The following is a 21,363-nucleotide window of genomic DNA, read 5'->3' as shown; positions in this document are numbered from 1 at the left end:
GAAAACTGCTGTGATCATCACGCTCCCTTGCCAGCTGGGCCGGGGAGCGTGTCGTTACGGGATGCGTCAGTCACGCCGCTGTCGTCAGGCGGGACGCATCACTGGCCGCAAACGCTATCAGGCCTGGTAATCCGCGAAGTTGAAGGCATCCGGGTAGCCGAACAGGGCCACGGCACCGCCGGTGTGCAGGAAGACCACGTTCTCGCCTTCCTTGAAGTGCCCCTTGCGCACCAGGTCGATCAGACCGGCCATGCCCTTGCCGGAGTAGACCGGGTCCAGCAGGATGCCTTCCTGCTGAGCCAGCAGCGTGACGGCCTCGACCATGCTTTCTGTCGGAATGCCGTAGCCTTCACCGACGTAATCGCAGTTGGCGACGACATCTTCACGCTTGACCACGTCAGACAGGCCCAGCTTGGCTTCGGTCTTTTGTGCCAGCGCGAAGACATTGCCTTCCTGCTTGTCCTTCGGTGCCCGCACGCCGATGCCGAGTACCGGAATGCCGGAGTTGCAAGCGGTCAGGCCCGTCACCAGACCCGCCTGGGTACCGGCGCTGCCGGTAGCGTGCACGAGGTGATCGATCTTGAGGCCCATGTCGTTGGCCTGGGACAGCAGCTCGAGGGCGGCATTCACGTAACCCAGCGCGCCGATCTCGTTGGAGCCACCACCCGGGATGATGTAAGGCTTCTTGCCCTTGCCGATCAGCTTGTCGGCCAGCGCTTCCATCTCGGCGGCCATGTCGGCACCGCCTTCACGCTTGGCGACCGTCGCGCCATGCAGCTGGTCGAGGAAGACGTTGCCGTTGTAGTTGTAGCTGCGGTCGTCGCTGCCGGTACGGTCTTCCAGCAGGATGTGGCACTCAAGGCCCAGCTTGCAGGCAGCGGCAGCGGTCTGACGCGCGTGGTTGGACTGGGTAGCGCCCTGGGTGATGATGGTGTCGGCGCCCTGCTCCAGCGCGTCCGCCATCAAGAATTCCAGCTTGCGGGTCTTGTTGCCACCGGTGGAAAGCCCGGTGCAGTCATCACGTTTGATCCAGAGACGCGGCCCACCCAACAGCTTGCTCAGGTTGTCCATCGGCTCCAGCGGAGTCGAGAGGTGACCAAGGCGAACACGGGGAAAACGGGACAGATGCATACGAGCCTCCAGGCGAGTCATTGTTGTCATAGGGGGTTACTCTCATAACGACGTTCGTCGAATGTGTGACATCACTCCGGCACGCCGCCGAGCGGTCTTCTCAACAGTAAGCCGCGATTCTCGCCAGTCCCAATGCCATGTTTCTCAAAGTTTGTTACTTTTCTGCATGGCCAGTTCTTTGCTCTGGTCCGACTCAGGCATCCAGAAGATCGTCATGCCCGCGACGCCGACCGGCAGTCATATCCAGTGCCTGTCGCCCCTGACCCTTCGGCGCTGCCCCACCATTGACGAACCATGGATGGTTCATGCTCCGGGGGTGTGCGTGCGGTCTTCACCCCAACAAGCACTCGGTGCATGATGGCCGACCTCCAACAATAACCGACATCTCCTCAGGCGACGCATGAAGATCGAATGGATCGAAGACTTTCTCGCATTGATCGAGGCCGGAACCTTCTCGCTGGCAGCCGAGCGACGCAACGTGACGCAACCCGCCTTCTCGCGCCGGATACGGCAATTGGAAGAGTGGCTGGGCGTCGAGCTGGTCTATCGTCAGTCGCAGCGCATGATCCTCACCGAGCACGCGCTGGAATATGAGCAGGAAATGCGGGAATGGCTGGCGCGGCTCTACACGTTGCGCAGCCGCCTGCGCAGCGAGGCCCGCCAGGGGCCGAAGGCGATCATCACCACCCAGCACACCCTCACGGTCAGCTACCTGCCGCGGTTGCTGCGCTATTTCCGGCACAACTCCCCCGAAGCCGGACTGCAGGTGAAATCACTGGATCGCAGCGAATGCCTGCAACTGTTCGAGCATGACCAGGCAGACCTGCTGCTGTGCTCCGAACTGCAGGGGGCGCCGATCTTCGATGACAACGGCGACACCCAGCGCATCTCACTGGGGCTGGAACGGCTGCTGCCGGTGTGTGCCCCGGACGCCCAGGGGCGCCCCCTGCACCTGCCGCGCAGTGACCAGCGCCTGCCCTTGATCGCCTATGATCCGGAGAGTTTCCTGGGCCAGATTCTGGCCTCGCCCTACCTGATGGACCTGCAGCGCGCCCAGGACATCGACATCATCTGCGAGACGTCCTTCACGCTGGGCATTCGTGAACTGGTGATGGCCGGATTGGGAGTCGGTTGGCTGCCCCACGGCCTGATCGAGGATGATCTGGAGAGCGGCAGACTGGTCTCGCTATTGGATGATCTGGGCGGCCCGACCCTCGAAGTGGCCTGCTATTGTCGTCGTGGCAAGCACAGCGCGGCGACCGAGTCGCTGTGGCAACTGCTCAACGAGAGCCCACCTTCGGTGTAGGCCCACCTGGCGCTCACCTGTCTGCCGGGCACTGACTTGACCAGCACTGACTGGACCAGAACTCGCTAGGCTGGCACTGACAGGACCAGTACGCAGCTGCCAACCGTTTCTTGAGGAACCAGCATGAATCGCATCAACCCCGACAAGCTGTTGCAGAGCAAATGGACCGCCGTGTCGCCCCGGGACCGTGAGCGCCATTTCATCGTCACGCGCCTGATCCGCGATGAGCAGGACGAACATGTGGTCGAGGTCGTGTTGCAGGCGGTGCTGACACGCAGGGATTACACCCTCGCCTGGCGCGAGCTCAAGGCAGATGATGTCTGGCAGATGGGCTGGAAATGACGGGCTGGAAATGATGACCTGACATGAACATCGCTGAACGCAGAAACGCCGCCCGAGGGCGGCGTTTCTGCGTCTACGGAACAGAGGATGAGACGGATTGAAGCCTGATCTTGCCTGGCCTTGGCTGGCCTTGAGACTGACTGCAAGGCGCTGAGAAAAAATCTCAGGCCACGACCTCGGTTTCCAGCTGGTCACACAGCAGCGCCATGCGCTGCACCGCTTCCAGCAGGCTGTCGTCCGGCACGGTCAGGGCGACACGTACCAGCGGCGTACCGCAATCACCGAAGACGCTGCCGGGCATTACCGCCACCTGCTGCTGTTCCAGCAGCCGCCAGGCGAATTGCTCACCGTTCAGGCCGGTGCGTGAGACATCGACCATCAGGAACATGCCGCCCTGGGGCAGGCTGGAGGACAGCTGCGGGATGGCCGCCAGCGCCTCATGCACCAGACGCGCGCGACGCCCGAGAGAGTCGCGCAGACGCTCGGTGGTATCGAAATCTCCGCGCAGCGCGGCCTCGGTCATGTCGGCGATGAAGGGCTGGTTGCCGAACAGCATGGTTTCCGAGACAGGCAACAGCCGACGACAGAATTCCGCCGAGCCGATGGCCCAGCCACTGCGAAAGCCGGTAGCGGCGTGACTCTTGGAGATGGAAGACACCACCACGGTGCGCTCACGCAGTGCCTCGATTTCCAGCGGCGAGACGAATTCGCCCGTGAAGATCAGCGCTTCATAGACCTCATCACAGACGATCCACAGATCATGCTCGCGACATAGCGCGCCGATGTGCTCGAGGGTCGCTCGATCCATCACCGCCCCGGTCGGGTTGTGCGGCGTATTGAGCAGCAACACACGACTCTGCGGCGTGATGGCCGCGGCCAGATCTTCCGGCTGCAGCACGAAGCCATGCTCCATGCGCAGCGGTACCGGCTGCAGGTCACCGCCGGCGCCGCGGATCACGCCTTCATAGGTGGCGTAGTAGGGGTCGCCGGTCAGCACGCCGGCCCCCTCCTCCACCAGTGCCAGCATCACCGCGAACAGCGCCGTCTGCGTGCCGGGGAAACACAGCACGTTGTCTGCGCTGATCTCGGGCATGCGCGCGGCGTAGCGCTCGGCCAGTGCCGCGACCAGCCCCGGTTCGCCACGGCCATCGGAGTAGCGGGTACGACCGGCGCGCAGCGCCTCGACACAGTGCTCGACCAGGGCCGGATGCGTGGCGATATCCGGCTCGCCGATGGTCAGCTCGATGATCGGCTCGCCGGCCTGGATACGCTGGCGGGCAGCGCTGTGAACGGCCCATTTGTCACCGCCCAGATCACTCAGTCGTTCGGTAATGGTGGCGTAGCGCATGCTCAACTCCTGTGAGGTGGGGGTGATGTCGTGATAGCGACGTGCTCAAGCAAGGCGCCCTGTGGCAGCCGCAGAATGCCCTCTGCTGCCCGCATGGCGATCGCGGGCAGCCGCTCGACCGGATAGAGGCCGTGTTCCAGCCCGCCTTCCAGCCACAGCCCATCGATCAAGCCATTGAGGGCGATCGCCTGCTCCTGACAATCGCTCTCGGTGGCCGGGAGTGCGTGGGCGCTCAGCACCGGCTGAACCAGCTGTGCGAGCAGATCGAGAAACTCGCGATAGGTTTCCTGGTGCACCGCCGAATAGCTGGCATCGTGGCGCACCCGGCCAATGAAGGTCGCCCACAGGGAGATCTTGTGGGCAGCCAGGTTGGGCTGCGTGAGGCTCGCCGCGATGAAGCGCGCCAGACGACACGCCGGGGATTCATCACTGGCCGGGCTGGCATCGGCGATATCGGAGGTCAACTGGCCCATCATGTAGGCGTAGGCGGCCCGCACCATGTCGTCCTTGGTGCCGAAATGGTGGCGAATCAGTCCGGGCGAGACCCCGGCCGCCTCCGCCACGCGGCGCACGCTGGCACCGGCCAGACCGTGCTGCGCGACACAGCTCAAGGTGGCTTCCAGCAGGTCGCGACGACGCTGATCCTGGGAAAGCCGCTGGAATGCCTTGCGACTCATCGTGATGTCTCCCGTCCGGTCGCTGCCCCGCGCATCAGGCACGCGATGGCCTCTCGAACGACGATGCTTTCAACAGCGCGCCTGCTATTAACAACGATAATCACAGCCAAGGCTATCCAGCAGTCGCAGATGAGACTCCCACTCCAGCGCCAGATCTCCCTCCTCGTGGATGGCCATGTCGTACTGACCGACCACATGCTCACAGATCTCGGGCGAGAGGCGGCGCACCGGCTGGCCCATGGACAGGGTCGCGACCTGGATTTCGCAGCTGCGCTCGAGATAGAACATGTTGTTGAACATCTCGGCGGCAGAGGCACCGGTGGTCAGCAGGCCATGATTGCGCAGGATCAGCGCCGGATTGTCGCCAAGGCTCGCCACGATGCGCTCGCGCTCATCCAGATCCAGCGCGATACCCTCGTAATCGTGGTAGGAGACGCGACCATGGAACTGCAGGGCGATCTGATTCAGGGGCAAGAGCCCTTCTTCCAGGCTCGACACCGCCACACCGGCGCGGGTATGGGTATGCATGATCCAGCTGGCTGAGTGACTGGCCGCATGAATCGCCGAGTGAATGGTGAAACCGGCCGGATTGACCCGCGCGGCACTGTCATCGACCTTCTGACCGTTGACGTCGATCTTGACCAGCGAGGACGCCGTGATTTCCTCCCAGCGCCAGCCGTAGGGATTGATCAGAAAATGCCCTTCCTCATCCGGCACCCGCGCAGTGATGTGGGTGTAGATCAGATCGGTCATGCGATAGTGCGCTGCCAACCGGTAGCAGGCCGCCAGGTCCAGGCGTGCTTGCCACTCCGCGTCACTCATGGTCGATGCCGGCATGTGCTGTCTCCTGTGGTCACAATGTCGCTGTCTGGGGTCGGGAAAGGTTCGGCTGAGCCTTGATAAGCATTGAAGCGTCCACCTTCGGGGCTCAAGCGCCGCGGGTCTCAATCGCTGCGGGTTTCAAGCGCTGCGGCCCTCAATAGCCGCGCTGACGATCCACGCCCAGCATGAGCGGCAGGCCATCGCGCAACTCACGCGCCGTGGCCACCACCTGTTCGGCCACCACCTCGGGGAGCGAGTCACTGGCCACGTGCGGCGTGATGCGCAGGCGCGGGTCCTGCCACCAGCGGTGAGTGGGCGCCAGCGGCTCCTCGCGGAAGACATCCAGCGTCGCGCCTGCCAGTTGTCCGGAATCGAGCGCGGCTTCAAGGTCCGCTTCCACCAGGTGCTCGCCGCGGCCGATCTGCACCAGCCAGGCGCCACGGCGCAGCCGGGCGAACAAGGCAGCGTTCAGCACGTTCTCGGTCACCGGAGTCAGCGGCAGGATATTGATCAGGTAATCGGCACCGTCAGCCGCCGCCATGACGGCAGCTTCACCGGTCAGGTAACGCACACCCGGCACCGGCGCAGCCGGTTCGCTGCGACAGGCGACCGTCACCGAGAATCCCAGGCTCGCCAGCGAAGTGACCACGGCGCGCCCCATGCTGCCGTGGCCCAGCACTGCCACCTGTGCCTTCTCTGGCGCACGCATTGCCAACGGCTGCCATTCGCCACGCGTGGCATTGTCGGCCATGACGGCAAACTGGCGCTCGCGATGCAGTACCTCGTGAGCGGCGAAACCGGCCATCAGATACGCCTGATGCGGGTCGCGCACCCGTGCGACCTGAACCTCGGCCGAGAGCCCAGAATGCCCCAGCAGGGCGTCCACTCCTGCCGCGATCGACATGGCAAGCCGAAGATTCGGGTACGGCGTGAAGGCGTCCTCCCCCGGCTGCCAGCAGATGGCGAACCGCACCGCGCTCGGGTCCTCGATCTCATGCGGATGACGCAGCACGACATCGTCGCCCAGCTGGCGCAGCGCTTCACCGTAGACGCTGTCCAGGTCCAGGGATTCACTCAGATAGACACCCAGAATCGGGGCTTGGCTAGACATCATGACTCCTGAAAAAACTGTGGCGATGGCCCATGGGTTATGCGGCTCGTGGCGGGCCGCTGTTACTCGATCGTATAACAACAAGTCCTCAGTCTACTGTGCAATGTCCTCAGCGTCACCCCCTGAAGAAATTTCCACTCGTGAATTCACCCCGCTCCGGCAGTCATACGAGCAATAGACGCAAGAACGCCCGTGAAGTACCGCGCAGCTTCACTGAAGCAGACGGCCTGTCACGGGCGTTTCAAGATGGTTACCAAGCTGCGGTCAAGGTCAGTCCTGCTGATTCTCCAGCAGCGACTTCAGGCCATGCGGCTGGCAACGCAGGTACTGGGGCGCGGCCTTGACGGTATCCCCCAGCGCAGCGGCCGCGTGCCACGGCCAGCGCGGATCGTAGAGAATGCCACGCGCCAGCGCGATGGCATCGGCACGCTCGTTCGCCAGCAGGTCTTCGGCCTGCTGCGGCTCGGTGATCAGGCCAACGGCAATCACCGGCATCTTCACCTGCGCCTTCAGGGCCTCGGCGTGTGGCACCTGATAATTGGGCGCTACCGGAATCTGCTGCTGCGCGCTGAGCCCGCCACTGGAGACATGCAGATAGTGGCAGCCACGACGGTCCAGCGCCTTGGCAAGTTCAATGCTCTGCTCGAGGTCCCAGCCGCCCTCGACCCAGTCCGTCGCGCTGATCCGGATGCCCAGCATCACATGCTGCGGGATAGCGGCCCGCACGGCGTCAAAGACCTCAAGCGTCAGACGCATGCGGTTCTCGAGCGAGCCACCGTAGTCATCGTCGCGCTGATTGCTCAACGGCGACAGGAATTCGTGCAGCAGATAACCATGCGCCGCATGCAGCTCGATGCCATCCAGGCCAATCTCGACGGCGCGCTGTGCCGCCGCCACGAAGTCCGCGATGGTGCGGCGGATCTGCTCACCACTCATCGCCTCGGGGAGCGGCCCGTCTTCGCTGAAGGGAATCGCGCTGGGGGCAAGCACCTGCCAGCCATTGTCGTTGCCTGGCGCGATGGCAGCACCGCCCTCCCAGGGTTTCTGGCAGGAAGCCTTGCGTCCCGCATGACCGATCTGCACCGCCAGCGGCATCGGCGAATAGCGGCGGATACGCTCGACGACCCCCTGCATGGCTTGCTGGCATGCCTCATCGTAGAGTCCGACATCGCCATGGGTGATGCGCCCTTCCGGGGCGACGGCGCTGGCCTCGAAGATCAGAAGCCCAGCCCCAGACTGGGCGAGATTGCCAAGATGCTGATCATGCCAGGCCTGCATCTGGCCCTCCTCGGCGGAGTACTGACACATGGGCGCGATGATGATGCGATTGTCCAGCGTGAGCGGGCCGAGGGTGAGCGGTGAAAACAGTGTGGACATGGAGTTCCTCTGGAGGCTGACAGGGCGGGTTCGGTAAGGCGCAGGCGCGAACATGACGAGAAGGTCCGTGCTGCCAAAGCCAATGCAGTGCAAGCACAATGCGGGCACCGGACAGGCGCCACAAGCGCAAGTTGGCCGTGATGACGGCAACGCTGAGTTGCCCATGCTTCACGCACGCCCTACCAGCGCCTCACCATCAGCGCCCCACCATCAGCGCCCCACCATCAGCGCCCCACCATCAGCGACTCGCCTTGCCCTCCAGCACTTCCTTGACCAGCAGACTCCCGACATCGGCAATCGCGGCATTGCGCGCTGCCAGATCCGCCTCGCTTTCGGTCAGATAGACCGCCACGATCAACGGGGCACGCAACGGCGGCCACAGGATGGCAACGTCATTGTTGGTGCCATATCCCCCACCGCCGGTCTTGTCCGCGATCTGCCAGTCATCGGGCAAGGCCGCCCGCAGCTTGTCATCGCCGGTGGTGTTGGCCAGCATCCAGCCCTGCAGAGCAAGGCGCGATGGCTCGCTCAGCGCATCCCCCACCAGCAGTCGCTGCAGGGTGGCCGCCATCGCGTGCGGCGTGGTGGTATCGCGCGGGTCACCGGGGGTGGCCTCATTGAGCGCCGTTTCACGTCTGTCCAGCCGTGTGCTGTCATCATTCAGGCGCCGCAGATAGGCCGTCAGTGCGGCAGGGCCGCCCAGGGCGTCGAGAATCAGGTTGCCCGCGGTATTGTCGCTGGTCGTGATGGTGGCATGGCACAACGCCTCAAGCGTCAGGCCTCCATCCCGGGTGTGGTGCTCGGTGATGGGGGAATAGGTCACGAGATCCGCCGGGCGAATCTCCACCTTGCGTGACAACGATTCCTGACCTTCGTCCACTCGGGAGAGCAGATGACCACAGGCCAGCACCTTGAAGGTACTGCTCATGGGGAAGCGCTCATCCCCCCGCCAGCTGAAACGGGTGCCATCGGCGGTATCCAGAACGGTGACACCGATTCGCGCGCCGACCTCTGATTCGATGGCCTGAATGGCCGACGCCGAGAGCGGCTTGTCAGCGGCCAGCGCATCGTCTGCGGCCTGTGCGCCCAGCGGTAGACAGGCAAGCGCGGCGGCCGCCAGCCACTGCTGCCAGCGCCTTGAGGGCCTGACGGCAGGCTGTGCTGCGAGGCTGGCAGAGTGCAAGCGAAACGAGGGGTGATCAGCACCGCACCGGCGCTGAGGAGTTGAAGGCATCAATGACATGTCCTGATCATGGGGAGCGGCCGTGGCGCAAGACACGACCCAATATGCAGCATGCTACATGTACCATAGTCGCGTAAGCGCGGACATGTCGGCCATCTCACCGCGGGCCGCGGTCTGGCAGAGACTTGATCTGGGTCAACGCCAGCGCACGCTGCCCTCACTCATCGAGAACCTTGAGCGTCTTGTTGCGCTTGGCGCCGGGCTTGGCATGCCATGACAGGCGAATATCGAGGCGATGATGATCATCCTCTCGCCGCGCCGTGACCTTGAGGGTCATCAGGCCGCGCGGTGCCAGCCGTATCTCGCCGTCCTCATCGCGAAATGACAGCAGTCCCTTGCCCAGCCCCTTGATGATGGCCTTGAGAATGTCCTGAACGCCATCGATGGACTGCAATGATTCATGTCGGAACAGCGACTTGTCCTGCTTGTCGTCTTTCACCTGCCTCTCCTGTGCATGTTTCAGGGCGCGTAGACCTTGACCTCGGGATGGTCATTGCTGATGCCGACGATGCGTCCACAGGCTTCTATCAGCGTCGCCCCCATGCCCACGCCATCCAGCCCTTCCTTGCGGCGTGAATTGCGATCCAGGGTGACGTCGCCCTCGATATGCAAAAGCCCGTGGCGCCAGCCCAGTTGCTGGCCCGCCTGATGATTGACGTGGCCATGCATCACGGCACGAATGCCGACCTTGTGCAGGCGCTTGACGCCCGCGGCGCTCAGCACCATGTCGCTCTTGCGATATTTGGTGCGCAGTACATTGGCCAGCTCACCGTAATAGAAGGTGAACGGGTCTTCGCGCAGGATGCGCCGGAATTCCTGATTGACCTGCGAGACCTTCTGGCGGCCGAGTCGTCTGGCGAAGGCATCATCCACGCCTGCGTGAACATGCAGGAAGGCGCCACTGCGATAGGCAAGGCGCATCTCGTCGAAGAACCAGGCAAAGCGCCCGCCGGGCTTGAGAAACAGCTCGTGGGCCTTGAGCGCGGCGGCATAGGTCTGGCGCAACGAGAGGCCGTGTTTCTCACAGGCATGCTCGAAGCCATCGGCCTTGGCGCTCAGGCGAGTGATCTCCTTCTCCAGCGCCTCCCCCTTGAGCACATGGCCTGCCGATTTGCGAAACTGCTCCGCCCAGTCCGGCCCCGGGTACAGGCGCCGACGGCATTCACTTCGCGAGGGAATGCTCTTCATCGCCCGCGGTCTGTCCGCGAGATAGTGATCGAAGACTTCCTTGAGCAGCGCCAGTCCCTTGGCGCCCATGCGCACGAACAGATGATCGGTACGCGCCGAATCATCATGACTCAGCCGCATCAGCGCCAGCATCAGCCGCATGTCGTGATTGCCCGCCAGCAACTTGAGACGTGCCCCGCTGCGCATCAAGGTGCGCAGGGCTTCCAGCAGTTCCAGATTGCTGGGGCCCTTGTCGAGGCAGTCACCGCCGATGACGAAGACACTGCGCTTGCCCCGCGCCGTCAACACCAGGTTGTCCCGCGAGGTCAGGCGCACACCGCCACTGGCCACCAGAGATGCGATGAAGGCTTCCGCGTCGGCATGCGCATCGGAGATGAAGATGACATCGCGGCGTGGCCAGTCCTTGCTGCCCAGCTTGCGAGCAGCGCGGGATACCTTGTCACCGGCGCGCAGGTGCTGATGTGTCTCGGGCCACTGAGCCGCGTGACTGGGCAGCGCCTTCAGATAACGCGTCGGGCCTCGGTAACGCGGTACGGCGTCGCTCATGGGGGGACTGAGGGTCATTGGGCTATCTCCTTGTGGCATCTGCTTGCCTCGTTGAACTACCGGCTTGTGGCAAGCAAGCGCCTTGCCGCTCCTTGGGGCCCATCCGGGGATGAGGAATGTGGGTGAGCTCACGAGCACAGGGCGACAAGCTTATGACCGTTTGATCACAGAAAGATGACAGGCCCGTATCACCCTGGTGCGCAGGCCTGCTTCTCTGCTCTCCAGCACCCCCGCCCTTGTCCGGCTCTTCAGCTCTCCAGCACCCCGCCCGCTCCCGGCACTTCAGTACCCCGCCGGCTAGCCGCCAACTCAGTCCTGCGCGGGCTCGTGACGCTGGCGCACCTTCCACTCGCCAGCCACATGCCGCCATGACCCTGAAGAGGTTTCCTCGATGACCACCGGCCGTGCATGGTGCATGCTCAGCCCGGCAATCTGGTCGAAGTCCAGCACGCCCAGCAGATGCGCCGCATGCCGAAGCGCCGCGCCATGGCCGACGATCAGCGTCAGCGTGGCGCCCGATGTGGGGGTTGATGTGGGAGCCGAGACAGAAGGTGATGGGGAAGCCGGCAGCGAAGCAATGAAGTCGGCCACCCGCTGACCGGCCTGCATCAGGGATTCAGCCCCCGGCAGCGGCAGGCGAAAGTGGCTGTTGGATTTCCAGTCGGCCGGCAGGAAATCCACGCGCGGGTCATGACGCACCGCTTCGGCGATCTGTGCCGTGGTCAGATTGGCGGCACTGCCCAGACTGCGCTCCCACAGGGCATCATGTGCCATGAGCGAGAACTCACGCTCTGTCCTGTCTCCCATGACCTCGTTCATCACCTGCGCCGTCTGCCAGGCACGCAACAGGCTGGAGGCATGTACCGTGCTGGCCGGTTGCCAGCCATGTGCCTGACACAGCGCCAGCACTTCCTCGGCTCCCTCACGCGCCTGACGCTCACCGCGACGGGTCAAGGGAAACGGCTGCAGCGCGCTCGGGGTATCAATCTGCTGGTGATAGTCGGCATGACGAATCAATGCCACACGTCGGATTGTCGGTTCATCAGTCATCGGCCGTCGCTCTTCCCGTCTTCACTCGGTATTGATTCATGCTGGCGGTCCTCGCCATGCGTCGCCTCGTACGGTGCTAGTGGCGCTAATGGCGCCAGTCTCCCGCACTCACGTCGCCTGGCGCGACTGCTCAAGCCGTGCCAGCAGCGCCATGGCGGCGTGCCCCATCTCGTGGTTCTTCAACAGGCTCGGCACGACCTCCGCCGCCACCCAGCGCCGACTGCGATGCGGTTCCTCCCGCTCGCTCTCTTCCTGCTCATGCACGACTCTCACGGCGTGCAGACTGGCCGCGACAGGAGCGCCCCACTTCTCGTAACTGAATTCCAGCGCTGCGTGGTCCAGCGCCTCCGCCTCGATGCCCGCTTCCTCGCGGGCTTCCTTGAGCGCGGACTCAAGCGGACTCATGCCCGGCTCGACGATCCCCTTGGGCAGGCTCCAGTGACGGTTGGAGGAAGAGCCGATCAACAGCACCTCCCACTGGGCATCGTCGCCTTCCCCCTGCAGACGACAGGGCAGGACGGCCGATTGGCGGTAGTAATAGGCGGGGCGTTCGCGGCGCTCCTCACCGGCCGGGAATGGCCAGGGGAAGCCATCCGGCAAGGCACGCACGCGCTGGATCAGCTCCAGGCTCATCTGGCCGGAGCGCAGGTCTTCCCAGCGCCCCTCGAAGGTCAGCTTGACCACCGCCGCCGTCGGCAGCAACTTGGTCTCCTTGGGCGGGCGCGGACGCTTGCCGGTCAGCCAGACCAGCGCATCTTCCAATGCCGGGTTATGGCCGATGATCATCAGTCGCTGCACGCTGTCCGGGCAGGCGCGCACCGTCTTGAGCAGCGGCGCCTCGTCCTCGCAGTAAAGCGCAGGCTTGAGCTCGATCATGTCGACGCCGAGGCCCATCGACTTCACGCACTTTTCCGCCGTGGCGCGCGCGCGAAGGGCCGGCGAGCTCAGGATGGCATCCGGTACCAGCGCCTCCTGGGCAAGCCAGGCCCCCATGCGCTGGGCGCCGCGCTTGCCGCGCTCCTTGAGGGGTCGATGGAAGTCGTCAGCTGCCACTGACCAGTCCGACTTCCCGTGGCGCATCAACAGCAGTTCACGACGCATGTTCAAGCCTCCAGCAAGGGGGTCAGGTGGTTCTCGACCAGCGCGGCGAAGTCCACGCGCCCGGTCACCTCAAGCACGCGGGTTCCCGCCAGGCGCTCCAGATACGGCGCGGGATCAAGGCTTGCGCCATTGGGCACGAAACGGCCATCCCGCTGCTGGTGGAAGGGCCCCGGTGTCTTCATCACCGCGCGCATCAGCGCTTCGCTGCGGCTGACCTCGACCTCGCGCACCTCGAGCGGTGCCTCGCTGCCGCGCGTCCAGTTGAGTATCACCATGGCCGCAAGCTCGCCGCTGGCGCGGATACGCCCGGGCCCGTAGACGTCCTCGATGATCAGATCGTGCTTCTCTTCCAGGTCCCACAGCGCTTCTTGCGGCATCGCTTCATAGCCTGCGATACGTGCGGGGTCCAGCAGCGGGCGCAGACGCGGATTGTTGAGCATGGTGCCGGGATTGATGCGTGGCAACTTGGCCACGCCGCGGGCACGCAGCGTTCCCTCCCGCCCGGGGCGGTCCAGGAACAGCCGGTCATTGCTGATGAAGTCGAACTCAGGATTGTCGAGTGCCTTCACCATGGTGGTGGACTTCCCGCCGCCCGAGAAGGCGGCGATGGCCACCGCGCGATCGCCCTTCGACAGCGCCGAGGCGTGACAGATCAAGCCGTCATTCTGCTGCAGATGCGACATGTGCAGATTGAGCAGGAAGTTGATCACCTGGCTCTCGTTGTCTTCACAGGGCCCGAACGCCAGGTTGTGGTCGTTGCTGCGCAGAAAGGCCATGCCCGTGCGCACCTTGTGGATCAGGCGCCCGTCGGCCAGGTCGATGATGGCGTCCTTGCGGCGTGTCTTGCCAGGTTCCGGCATCCAGTCGACGAAGGCCTCGGGCACGATGCCGAGCCTCGCTGCCGCTGGCGTGTCCTTGAGTACCGGTGCCTTGAGCACATGTACGATCTTGACTTCTATCGGCACATTGTCGAGCGCCACGAGGCGCGCGCAATGGCGAAAATATGTCGCCAGACGTTGCAGCAGCCGTGGCATGTCCGTCATCACGCACAGGCAAAAGTCATCCACCTCGAACAGCAGCGCCTCACTCAGGCACTGGCGCGACGGCGTCAGCGCCGTGAAGCAGGCGGCGGCCGTCCACTCTGCAAAGGGCAGCGAGGCAAGGTTGGCCGGGCTGTCACAGGTCGTCGCGCTCATGCCAGACACTCCATCACGTGATCAAGATAGGCGGTGGCCGCATCGACACCGGCGCCTTCCAGCGCCCCGCGAAAGCCGCCGAAGGCCGAGACTTCGAAGATGATCGGGCCATCGTCGGTCAGCGCGACATCGACGGTGGTGAAGTCGAGCTTGAACGGCGCCTGGGCACGCTGCGCCAGCGCGATCAGCTCCTCGGAGGGCTCGAAGGGTGCGTACTTGCCACCGGCGTGGATGGTGGTATTCCAGGCATCGCCCCCACTGACACGGGCGTAGCTGCACAGATAACGGCCACCGACGAAGACCATGCCGTAATCCTGCCCCGGCAGGTCGAGGCGCTGCTGCAGATACATCATCGGGTGCTCGGCGGCGAACTCACGCACGGCAGCTTCCAGCGCGGCATCATCGCCGGTGTCCTCGATGATGCACATGCCCCGTGCCTTGGTGGAGAAAAGCGGCTTGAAGACGGCGGCCTTGAAGCGCTTGACGGCCTCGCAGGCCGCCGCCACGTCTTCGGTGACCAGCGTGGCCGGCATCGGGATATCGGCATTGGCCAGCGTGACGGTGCAGCTCAGGCGGTCGATCAGGCGAATCATGCTCTCCGCGCTGCTGAAGACACGCACGCCCCTGGCTTTGGCGACGCGCAACAGCTCCAGGCGGTCCAGGCTGCCCGGGGAATATTCCGCGCTGATCTTCTTGACGATCAGGGCGTCCAGCTCGGTCAGGTCATGGCGCACCCCGGCAGAGTCACGGAATTCGAGGCAGTTGCGGGTCAGGTCCAGCGAGACGGCCGCCATGTCGATCACGAGACGAAAGCCCGTCCGTGCTTCGATGGCATCCGCCAGCACTTCGGTCGACCACTTGCCGGGAATACCCACGACGCCAATCTTGAAATCAGTCAACGAACAACTCCTCCAGGGGAATACGGTAATCGGCCGGCCGTTCAGGGTCGGCGCCAAGCACATGCTCGAGTATAAAACGTGCGCGGTTGAACATGCGCCCTGCCAGCCCGGCATCGAGGATGAAACGTGTCGAGGTGGCAAAGGAGCGCGCCAGGCCAAGTGCCAGACGCCATTCAAAGGTGGTATCGCCCTGCTCATGGGCAAAGCGACGCATCTGCTGACCGAAACTCAGGGCCAGCGCCAGAATACGAGCCCGCAGCGCCGCATCCGTCAATTGCAGGCGGTAATGGGACACCATGTGCACGGACACGTCCTGCACATAGTCCTGATAGGCCGAGCGGTGAAGATCGATGAAGCGGATGCTCTGTTTCGCCGGATCGAAGAGGATGTTGTCGACATTGAAGTCGCCATGGATATAAACGGCGAAGGGAGCCTCGAGCGAACGTTCCAGACCTGCGGCTTGCTCGATCAACGCTTCCAGCGAGGACATCTCGCGCCCACACAGCGAGGCACCGCAGTGGCGAAACTCCGGATGGATCTGATAGACATCACTCAGCCGCTTGAGCAGCTGGCGCATGTGCCCTGCAGTGACCGGCTTGTCGCGGCGGGTGGTGGTCCACACCGAGTGTAGCGTCTCGACCAGCGCCTGCTGGGCGGTACGATTGAGGCGTGACGATTCGTTGATCAACAGATGCTCGAGGGTCATGCCCGGCAGGTGTTCGATCAAGAGTGCCGCGCTGTCGCCCTGCTGATGGTGCGAGAGGATGCGGGGGGCGATGCCGGGATAGATATCGTGCCAGCGCTCGACGCCCTGACGCTCCTCCTCGACCTTGCGCCCCAGGCCATCCTTGAAGATGGCCAGATACTCCGGCGAGGTCAGCGGCAGATCACCGGTTGGCTTGCAGCCCCTGGATTTGCGGTCCTTGGATTTGCTGTCCTTGGATTTGCTCGCCTTGGTCTTGCTGCCCCCTGACTCGCCAGCCTTGCTGCCCTGTTGCTTGTCGTTGGCCGGCTTGCCCTTGTCATTGCCCTTGTCACTGACCTTCTCAACAGCCCTCTCACTGGGCTTCTCGCTGGCAATCCCCGAGATCCGGCTGCCGGAACGTGTCTCGGCCAGGGTGTCGACGCGCATCTCGCCCGCCGTCTGACTGCCATCACCGAGTTCATTGACCAGGTGGGTCAGCGAGGCATAGCGCTCGAAGTTGAGTGACTGACCGAGGGTTGCCGAGATGACCGCCTCACCCAGCTGCCCCAGCACCTCGCCCATCTGGCTGATTTCCCGGGCCACGAACAGCAGGTGTGTCAGGTCTTCGGCGGGAGCGCTCTTCTTCTTGAGCTGGCCGGTGAGTGCCCGAATGCGGCCTTCACTGTCCCGCTTCAGCTTCTCGCGACTGCGCGCGAGCTTCAGGGCCAGGGACAGGGAGCCGTTCTCCAGCGACATCTCGCTGCGCAGAATGCCGCGACGCACACGGCGCAGCGACTTGACCAGCACGACATCATCGACCAGCTGGACATCATCGACGCGAATCAGCTGCTCCAGACAACTGCGCGCCAGCTCACTGAGCCGTGCCAGACCACTGGCGACCTCGACCAGGCTCTGCTGGAAGCGGGCCCGCGCGTGCGAGCGCTTGTGGTTTCGGGCTTCAGGGCATGCCTGTTCGATACGCTGGCAGAGGTTCTCGGCGTACCCCTGGCGCTCCAGCAGCTTGCGCGCCATGGCCGCCGTCGGCGCGGACACGAACGCCTGCAGCCAGCCATATTGGCTATCCACTTCCGAACACAGAAATCGAAGGTTGTCGCGCGTGCTTTCAGGCCAGGCCTGATCCATGCCATCTCTCCATCCACTCGGAAATCATCCCAATGCCATAGTATTCCACGCAAAGATGACAATCCGCGACACGCGCTGGAGGAATCGACTGTCTTGTGGGTGGTCGGCCGGGCTGGAGCGCGGTTTTTTCATTGAATTCCACCACCCGAACGCTTCCCCCTAGACGTATCGCCTATAGCTGGACAAGACCGGATTCGGTGACAGTAGCGCAAGCGACCCTGCCAGCCCCCGCGCGACCCACCACGGATGGAGACCCGCATGACCATCACCTGCATCAATGACCTGCAACGCCTGGCGAAACGCCGCGTGCCGAAGATGTTCTACGACTATGCCGATTCCGGCTCGTGGACGGAGTCCACCTATCGGGCCAACGAGGCCGACTTCGCCGCGATCGGGCTGCGCCAACGGGTGATGGTCGACATGGACAATCGCACTCTGCGCACGAAGATGCTGGGCGAGGAGGTGGCCATGCCGGTGGCGATCGCGCCGACTGGCCTGACCGGCATGCAGCATGCCGATGGCGAGATGCTGGCCGCGCGCGCGGCGAGTGACTTCGGTATCCCCTTCACGCTCTCGACCATGAGCATCTGTTCCATCGAGGACGTCGCGTCGGTCAGCTCACGGCCCTTCTGGTTCCAGCTTTACGTGATGCGCGACAAGGATTACATCGGACGACTGATCGATCGCGCCAAGGCCGCGGAGTGTTCCGCGCTGGTACTCACCGCTGACCTGCAGATCATCGGCCAGCGCCACAAGGACCTGATCAACGGCCTAAGCGTGCCCCCTCGCCCTACCGTGGCGACCGTGCTCGATCTGGCCACCAAGTGGCGCTGGTGTGCCGGCATGCTCAAGACCAGGCGCCATACCTTCGGCAATATCGCCGGCCACGTGAAGGATGCCGAGAATCTGAGTTCCCTCTCGAAATGGACCGCCAGCCAGTTCGATCCGAGCCTGAGCTGGGATGACATCAAGTGGATCAAGGACCGCTGGGGCGGCAAGTTGATCATCAAGGGCATCATGGAACCGGAAGATGCCGAGCTGGCCGTGCAGGCAGGCGCCGACGCGGTGATCGTCTCCAACCACGGCGGACGACAGCTGGATGGTGCCGCCTCCTCCATCTCCGCCCTGCCGGACATTCTCGCGGCAGTCGGCGACAGGACAGAGGTCCATATGGACGGGGGTATCCGCTCCGGACAGGATGTGCTCAAGGCGGTGGCGATGGGCGCCAAGGGCGTTTATCTGGGGCGCGCCTTCCTCTATGGGCTCGGCGCTATGGGCGAAGAAGGCGTGACCAAGTCCCTGGAGATCATCCACAAGGAACTCGACACCACGCTGGCCCTGTGCGGACTGCGTGATATCCACGACGTGGACACGCGGATTCTCAGGCCCGGCACCTATCCACTGGCCAGCTCGCAGAGCGGAGCAGGGCGAGAATCACGCCGCAGGGAACCTCATGACGCGCTGGGCACGACCTCCTGAACACGACATCCTGAACACGACGGCGCAGCAATAACGCCCTGAAAAGCACAAGGCCGAGATGCACCAGTGGAATCCACCACGGCGCATGTCGGCCTATCATCACTGGCTGGCGACTCTCTCAGGGCTCATTCAAGAGTCTCTCTAGAATCACTCAAGATCCGCTCAAGACTCAGTGCACCTTGAGACGCGGCCCCATGCTACGGCGCAGCACATCACTGACCACCTCGGCGGAGCCCTTCAGCGGCCCCAGCAGCAGGAACTGGTGCTGGCGCTGCAGCCCTTGATAGGCGGCGCGCGCGAAACGCCCTCTCACCTGCAGATCATCATTGCCCTTGCTGCCCTGGGCATTGCCCAGCTTGTCACTCAACTTGCCGCTGAGCTCACCGACGCTGCCGGCGCTGGAAAGTGACAGCAAGGTACCGCGGTCCTTGAACTCGAAGGCCTGAGCCGGCTCACCCTGCTGGCGACGCAGCAGTTCATCGGCGAGAAACTCGGCCTGCTCGCTGGCCACCTGAGCGGTGGGCGGCAGCGGCGCCTCGTCGAGGTTGGCACAATCGCCCAGCGCGAAGATGCTGTCGTGGCCAAGGCATTGCAGCCCGGGCGTGACCTTGAATTGACGCTTCTTGTTGCTTTCCAGTGCGTCGATTTCCTCGACGATCGCGGGCCCGACGCGCCCTGCCGCCCAGACCACCAGATCCGCGTCACGCGTCACCGACTCGTCGCCTTCACTGATCTCGACACTGCCGGGAGACACCTTGGCGACCTGACGCGACAGTTCGATCTTGATGCCCTGCTCCTCGAGTCGCTGATGGATCGACACGCGCAGTTCCTGTGAAACACCGGGCATGAAGGTCTCGGTGGCCTCGAGAATCGTGATCTCGACCTTCGCGCCCTTGGGTGCAGGGGCGTCATGCATGCCACGCGCCTCATGCAGATAGGCGGCCAGTTCGACACCGGTGGCGCCGGAGCCGACGATCACCACCTGATACGGCCGCCCCGGGGAATCCTTGGCACTATCTTGCGTGCCTCCCTCAGTGCCAACCTGAGCGCCGCCCTGGCTGGCTGACACACCAGCATTGCCTGTCGGTGCTGTTTCCATCGCCACATGGTTGGCCAGCAGGCCACGCGAGAACTGCTGGGCGATGCGCTCGGCATCGTCGGGGGAATCCAGCAGGCAGGCATGCTCCAGCACACCCTCGACCCCCATGTCCGGCGTCACACCGCCCAGGGCCAGCACCAGCTGACGATAGCCCCTGACGCGCGCCGGCACCTCGGCGCTCGCATGATCTTCCCTGCCCGGGATCGCGGCCAGGGTGATCTGGCGCTGTTCAGGGTCCACGCTTTCGAGTGTGCCGCACTCATAACGGAACCCCCACTGCTCGGCCAGACCGGCATACCCCAGCTCATCGACCTGTCGCCGCCCGAGGCCCGCCGCGATCTCATGCAGTCGTGGCTTCCATACGTGACTGGTGTCGCGGTCTATCAGCAAGACGTCCTTGTGGCCTGCCTTGGCAAGGCGAACCGCCAGCTCCAGTCCGCCGGCACCGCCACCGACGATGACGATATCGGCGTCGCGCGTTCGCTGAGGATCATGCGTTTCCATAGAGGCCTCCTTTAGCGGGGTCGAATATAGAAACCTTATGTCAGACCAGGCGCTTTTCAAGACTGACACACATGACTTCGCCAATGCGCTGCCTTTGGTGCGACGCATCATTGGCGTGATCGCCCGCGCAACGCTTGAGGCCACCATGGGGTTTGACAGCGCTCGAGTCCGCGACTAAAGCTTATTTATACGAATAAATATAACTGACTCGCTGCCGCTCAGGACATCGCATGCCGACAACGCCCTCCCCCCTGGACACTTCACGTGCCAACGCCTCCGGCGCCCACCTGCCCAAGCGGCAGAAGCTGGCCGAGCTGATCAGTGATGACCTGAGGCGCAGCATCGTGCGCGATGGATTGAGCGAGGGTGACCGGCTGCCCAACGAGAAGGCGCTGATGGCCCAGTACGGCTGCGCCAAGGGCACGCTGCGCGAAGCCCTCAAGATTCTCGAGGTCGAGGGCTTGATCACCCTGAAGACGGGGCCCAATGGCGGCGCCGTGCTCAATGCGCCAAGCATGGAACCGGCCAGCCGCATGCTGAGGAGCTTCCTGCATTTCAAGACGCTCAATGGCGCCCAGGTCTATCAGCTACGCCGACTGCTGGAAGTCGAGATGGCGGTCTCGGTGGTGGGCCTGCTCAGCGAAGAGGACCTGGTGGCGCTCGAGAACAATGTCCATGACTGCAGCTGCCACCAGCCACAGGACGAGGACCAGCGGCGCCAGCGCTTCCTGGAAATCGAATTCCATCAGGTGCTGGCCCGCGCCTGCCCCAACCCGCTGCTCAGCTTCATGTGCCAGTTCCTCAACGACATGCTGTATGAGCTGGTCGTCATCAAGAAGGCCTACCTGCCGGAACGCAAGCAGTTTGATCAGGCCAATCAGCATTACCACTCGGGCCTGATCACGGCGTTTCGCCACCAGGACCATGAGCAGGTCAGACAGCTCATGACAGAACACATGCAGGATGCCGAGCACCACATGACGGCACTCGAGGTGGAAATGGCCGACCAGTTGCTCGTGACCCCCGCGCAGCTGATGGCCGACAGCAGAACCTGACCCGCAGCCGAAGCCTGGACCGAAACAAGAGCGGGACCGAGACCGAAAGCACAACAACAAT

General features: G+C 63.6%; 19 protein-coding genes. 4 read left to right on the top strand and 15 right to left on the bottom strand.

Annotated elements, in window-relative coordinates; all coding sequences use genetic code 11:
* Nucleotides 1-117 precede the first annotated feature (117 nt).
* The gene (locus QD356_RS04730) at nucleotides 118-1,131 is read right to left on the bottom strand and encodes a D-cysteine desulfhydrase (protein ID WP_054556003.1); all 1,014 of its coding nucleotides are present in this window, start codon (nucleotides 1,129-1,131) and stop codon (nucleotides 118-120) included.
* A gap of 400 nt (nucleotides 1,132-1,531) precedes the next feature.
* On the opposite strand from QD356_RS04730, the gene QD356_RS04725 reads away from it, so the two are divergent.
* Entirely contained in the window at nucleotides 1,532-2,437 is a 906-nt protein-coding gene (locus tag QD356_RS04725; RefSeq protein WP_043332806.1) for a LysR family transcriptional regulator, read from the top strand.
* A 123-nt stretch (nucleotides 2,438-2,560) separates the two neighbouring features.
* Nucleotides 2,561-2,779 (top strand): TIGR02450 family Trp-rich protein, encoded by a 219-nt coding sequence (locus tag QD356_RS04720; RefSeq protein WP_192838160.1) that lies wholly within the window; start codon nucleotides 2,561-2,563, stop codon nucleotides 2,777-2,779.
* 163 nt (nucleotides 2,780-2,942) lie between these two features.
* On the opposite strand, the gene QD356_RS04715 is transcribed toward QD356_RS04720, so the two are convergent.
* From QD356_RS04715 to QD356_RS04655, 13 genes are all read right to left on the bottom strand, one after another.
* Nucleotides 2,943-4,127, bottom strand: coding sequence for a pyridoxal phosphate-dependent aminotransferase (locus QD356_RS04715; protein ID WP_192838159.1), 1,185 nt, complete (start codon nucleotides 4,125-4,127; stop codon nucleotides 2,943-2,945).
* A 2-nt stretch (nucleotides 4,128-4,129) separates the two neighbouring features.
* On the bottom strand, nucleotides 4,130-4,804 hold the full coding sequence (locus QD356_RS04710; protein ID WP_192838158.1) for a TetR family transcriptional regulator C-terminal domain-containing protein: 675 nt from the start codon (nucleotides 4,802-4,804) through the stop codon (nucleotides 4,130-4,132).
* An 87-nt stretch (nucleotides 4,805-4,891) separates the two neighbouring features.
* A complete protein-coding gene (locus QD356_RS04705; protein ID WP_192838157.1) occupies nucleotides 4,892-5,641 on the bottom strand; it encodes a class II aldolase/adducin family protein in 750 nt (249 codons plus the stop codon).
* A 139-nt stretch (nucleotides 5,642-5,780) separates the two neighbouring features.
* Nucleotides 5,781-6,737 (bottom strand): NAD(P)-dependent oxidoreductase, encoded by a 957-nt coding sequence (locus tag QD356_RS04700; RefSeq protein ID WP_192838156.1) that lies wholly within the window; start codon nucleotides 6,735-6,737, stop codon nucleotides 5,781-5,783.
* A 270-nt stretch (nucleotides 6,738-7,007) separates the two neighbouring features.
* Entirely contained in the window at nucleotides 7,008-8,114 is a 1,107-nt protein-coding gene (locus tag QD356_RS04695) for an NADH:flavin oxidoreductase/NADH oxidase (protein ID WP_192838155.1), read from the bottom strand.
* Between the two features lie 238 nt (nucleotides 8,115-8,352).
* Complete coding sequence (bla, locus tag QD356_RS04690) at nucleotides 8,353-9,348, bottom strand: class A beta-lactamase (protein WP_192838154.1); 996 nt, start codon at nucleotides 9,346-9,348, stop codon at nucleotides 8,353-8,355.
* Between the two features lie 166 nt (nucleotides 9,349-9,514).
* A complete protein-coding gene (locus tag QD356_RS04685) occupies nucleotides 9,515-9,796 on the bottom strand; it encodes an amphi-Trp domain-containing protein (RefSeq protein ID WP_054555998.1) in 282 nt (93 codons plus the stop codon).
* Nucleotides 9,797-9,816: 20 nt separating this feature from the next.
* Nucleotides 9,817-11,109, bottom strand: a complete 1,293-nt coding sequence (locus QD356_RS04680; RefSeq protein WP_054555997.1) for a metallophosphoesterase — start codon at nucleotides 11,107-11,109, stop codon at nucleotides 9,817-9,819.
* Between the two features lie 291 nt (nucleotides 11,110-11,400).
* Nucleotides 11,401-12,141, bottom strand: coding sequence for a histidine phosphatase family protein (locus QD356_RS04675; protein WP_192838153.1), 741 nt, complete (start codon nucleotides 12,139-12,141; stop codon nucleotides 11,401-11,403).
* Between the two features lie 108 nt (nucleotides 12,142-12,249).
* Nucleotides 12,250-13,242, bottom strand: a complete 993-nt coding sequence (locus QD356_RS04670; protein WP_192838152.1) for an NUDIX domain-containing protein — start codon at nucleotides 13,240-13,242, stop codon at nucleotides 12,250-12,252.
* Between the two features lie 2 nt (nucleotides 13,243-13,244).
* The gene (locus tag QD356_RS04665; RefSeq protein WP_192838151.1) at nucleotides 13,245-14,438 is read right to left on the bottom strand and encodes an HprK-related kinase B; all 1,194 of its coding nucleotides are present in this window, start codon (nucleotides 14,436-14,438) and stop codon (nucleotides 13,245-13,247) included.
* On the bottom strand, nucleotides 14,435-15,337 hold the full coding sequence (locus tag QD356_RS04660; RefSeq protein ID WP_192838150.1) for a GAK system ATP-grasp enzyme: 903 nt from the start codon (nucleotides 15,335-15,337) through the stop codon (nucleotides 14,435-14,437). Before QD356_RS04660 ends, QD356_RS04665 begins: the two co-directional genes overlap by 4 nt.
* Nucleotides 15,330-17,165 carry an aminoglycoside phosphotransferase family protein gene (locus QD356_RS04655; RefSeq protein ID WP_192838149.1) on the bottom strand — a complete coding sequence of 612 codons (1,836 nt, stop codon included), beginning with the start codon at nucleotides 17,163-17,165 and terminating at the stop codon, nucleotides 15,330-15,332. The genes QD356_RS04660 and QD356_RS04655 overlap by 8 nt, the downstream gene beginning before the upstream one ends.
* A gap of 258 nt (nucleotides 17,166-17,423) precedes the next feature.
* Between QD356_RS04655 and QD356_RS04650 the strand changes: the two genes are divergently transcribed.
* Nucleotides 17,424-18,644 (top strand): alpha-hydroxy acid oxidase, encoded by a 1,221-nt coding sequence (locus tag QD356_RS04650; protein WP_225996416.1) that lies wholly within the window; start codon nucleotides 17,424-17,426, stop codon nucleotides 18,642-18,644.
* Nucleotides 18,645-18,813: 169 nt separating this feature from the next.
* Here the strand turns inward: QD356_RS04650 and QD356_RS04645 are convergent, their stop codons facing one another.
* Complete coding sequence (locus QD356_RS04645; protein ID WP_192838147.1) at nucleotides 18,814-20,247, bottom strand: FAD-dependent oxidoreductase; 1,434 nt, start codon at nucleotides 20,245-20,247, stop codon at nucleotides 18,814-18,816.
* Nucleotides 20,248-20,477: 230 nt separating this feature from the next.
* On the opposite strand from QD356_RS04645, the gene QD356_RS04640 reads away from it, so the two are divergent.
* Nucleotides 20,478-21,302 (top strand): FCD domain-containing protein, encoded by an 825-nt coding sequence (locus QD356_RS04640; protein WP_192838146.1) that lies wholly within the window; start codon nucleotides 20,478-20,480, stop codon nucleotides 21,300-21,302.
* The last annotated feature ends 61 nt before the right edge of the window (nucleotides 21,303-21,363 follow it).

Origin of the sequence: Cobetia sp. 2AS, assembly GCF_029846355.1 — a bacterium.
GTDB classification, from domain to species: domain Bacteria; phylum Pseudomonadota; class Gammaproteobacteria; order Pseudomonadales; family Halomonadaceae; genus Cobetia; species Cobetia amphilecti.
This window is presented reverse-complemented; position numbering and strand designations above follow the sequence as displayed.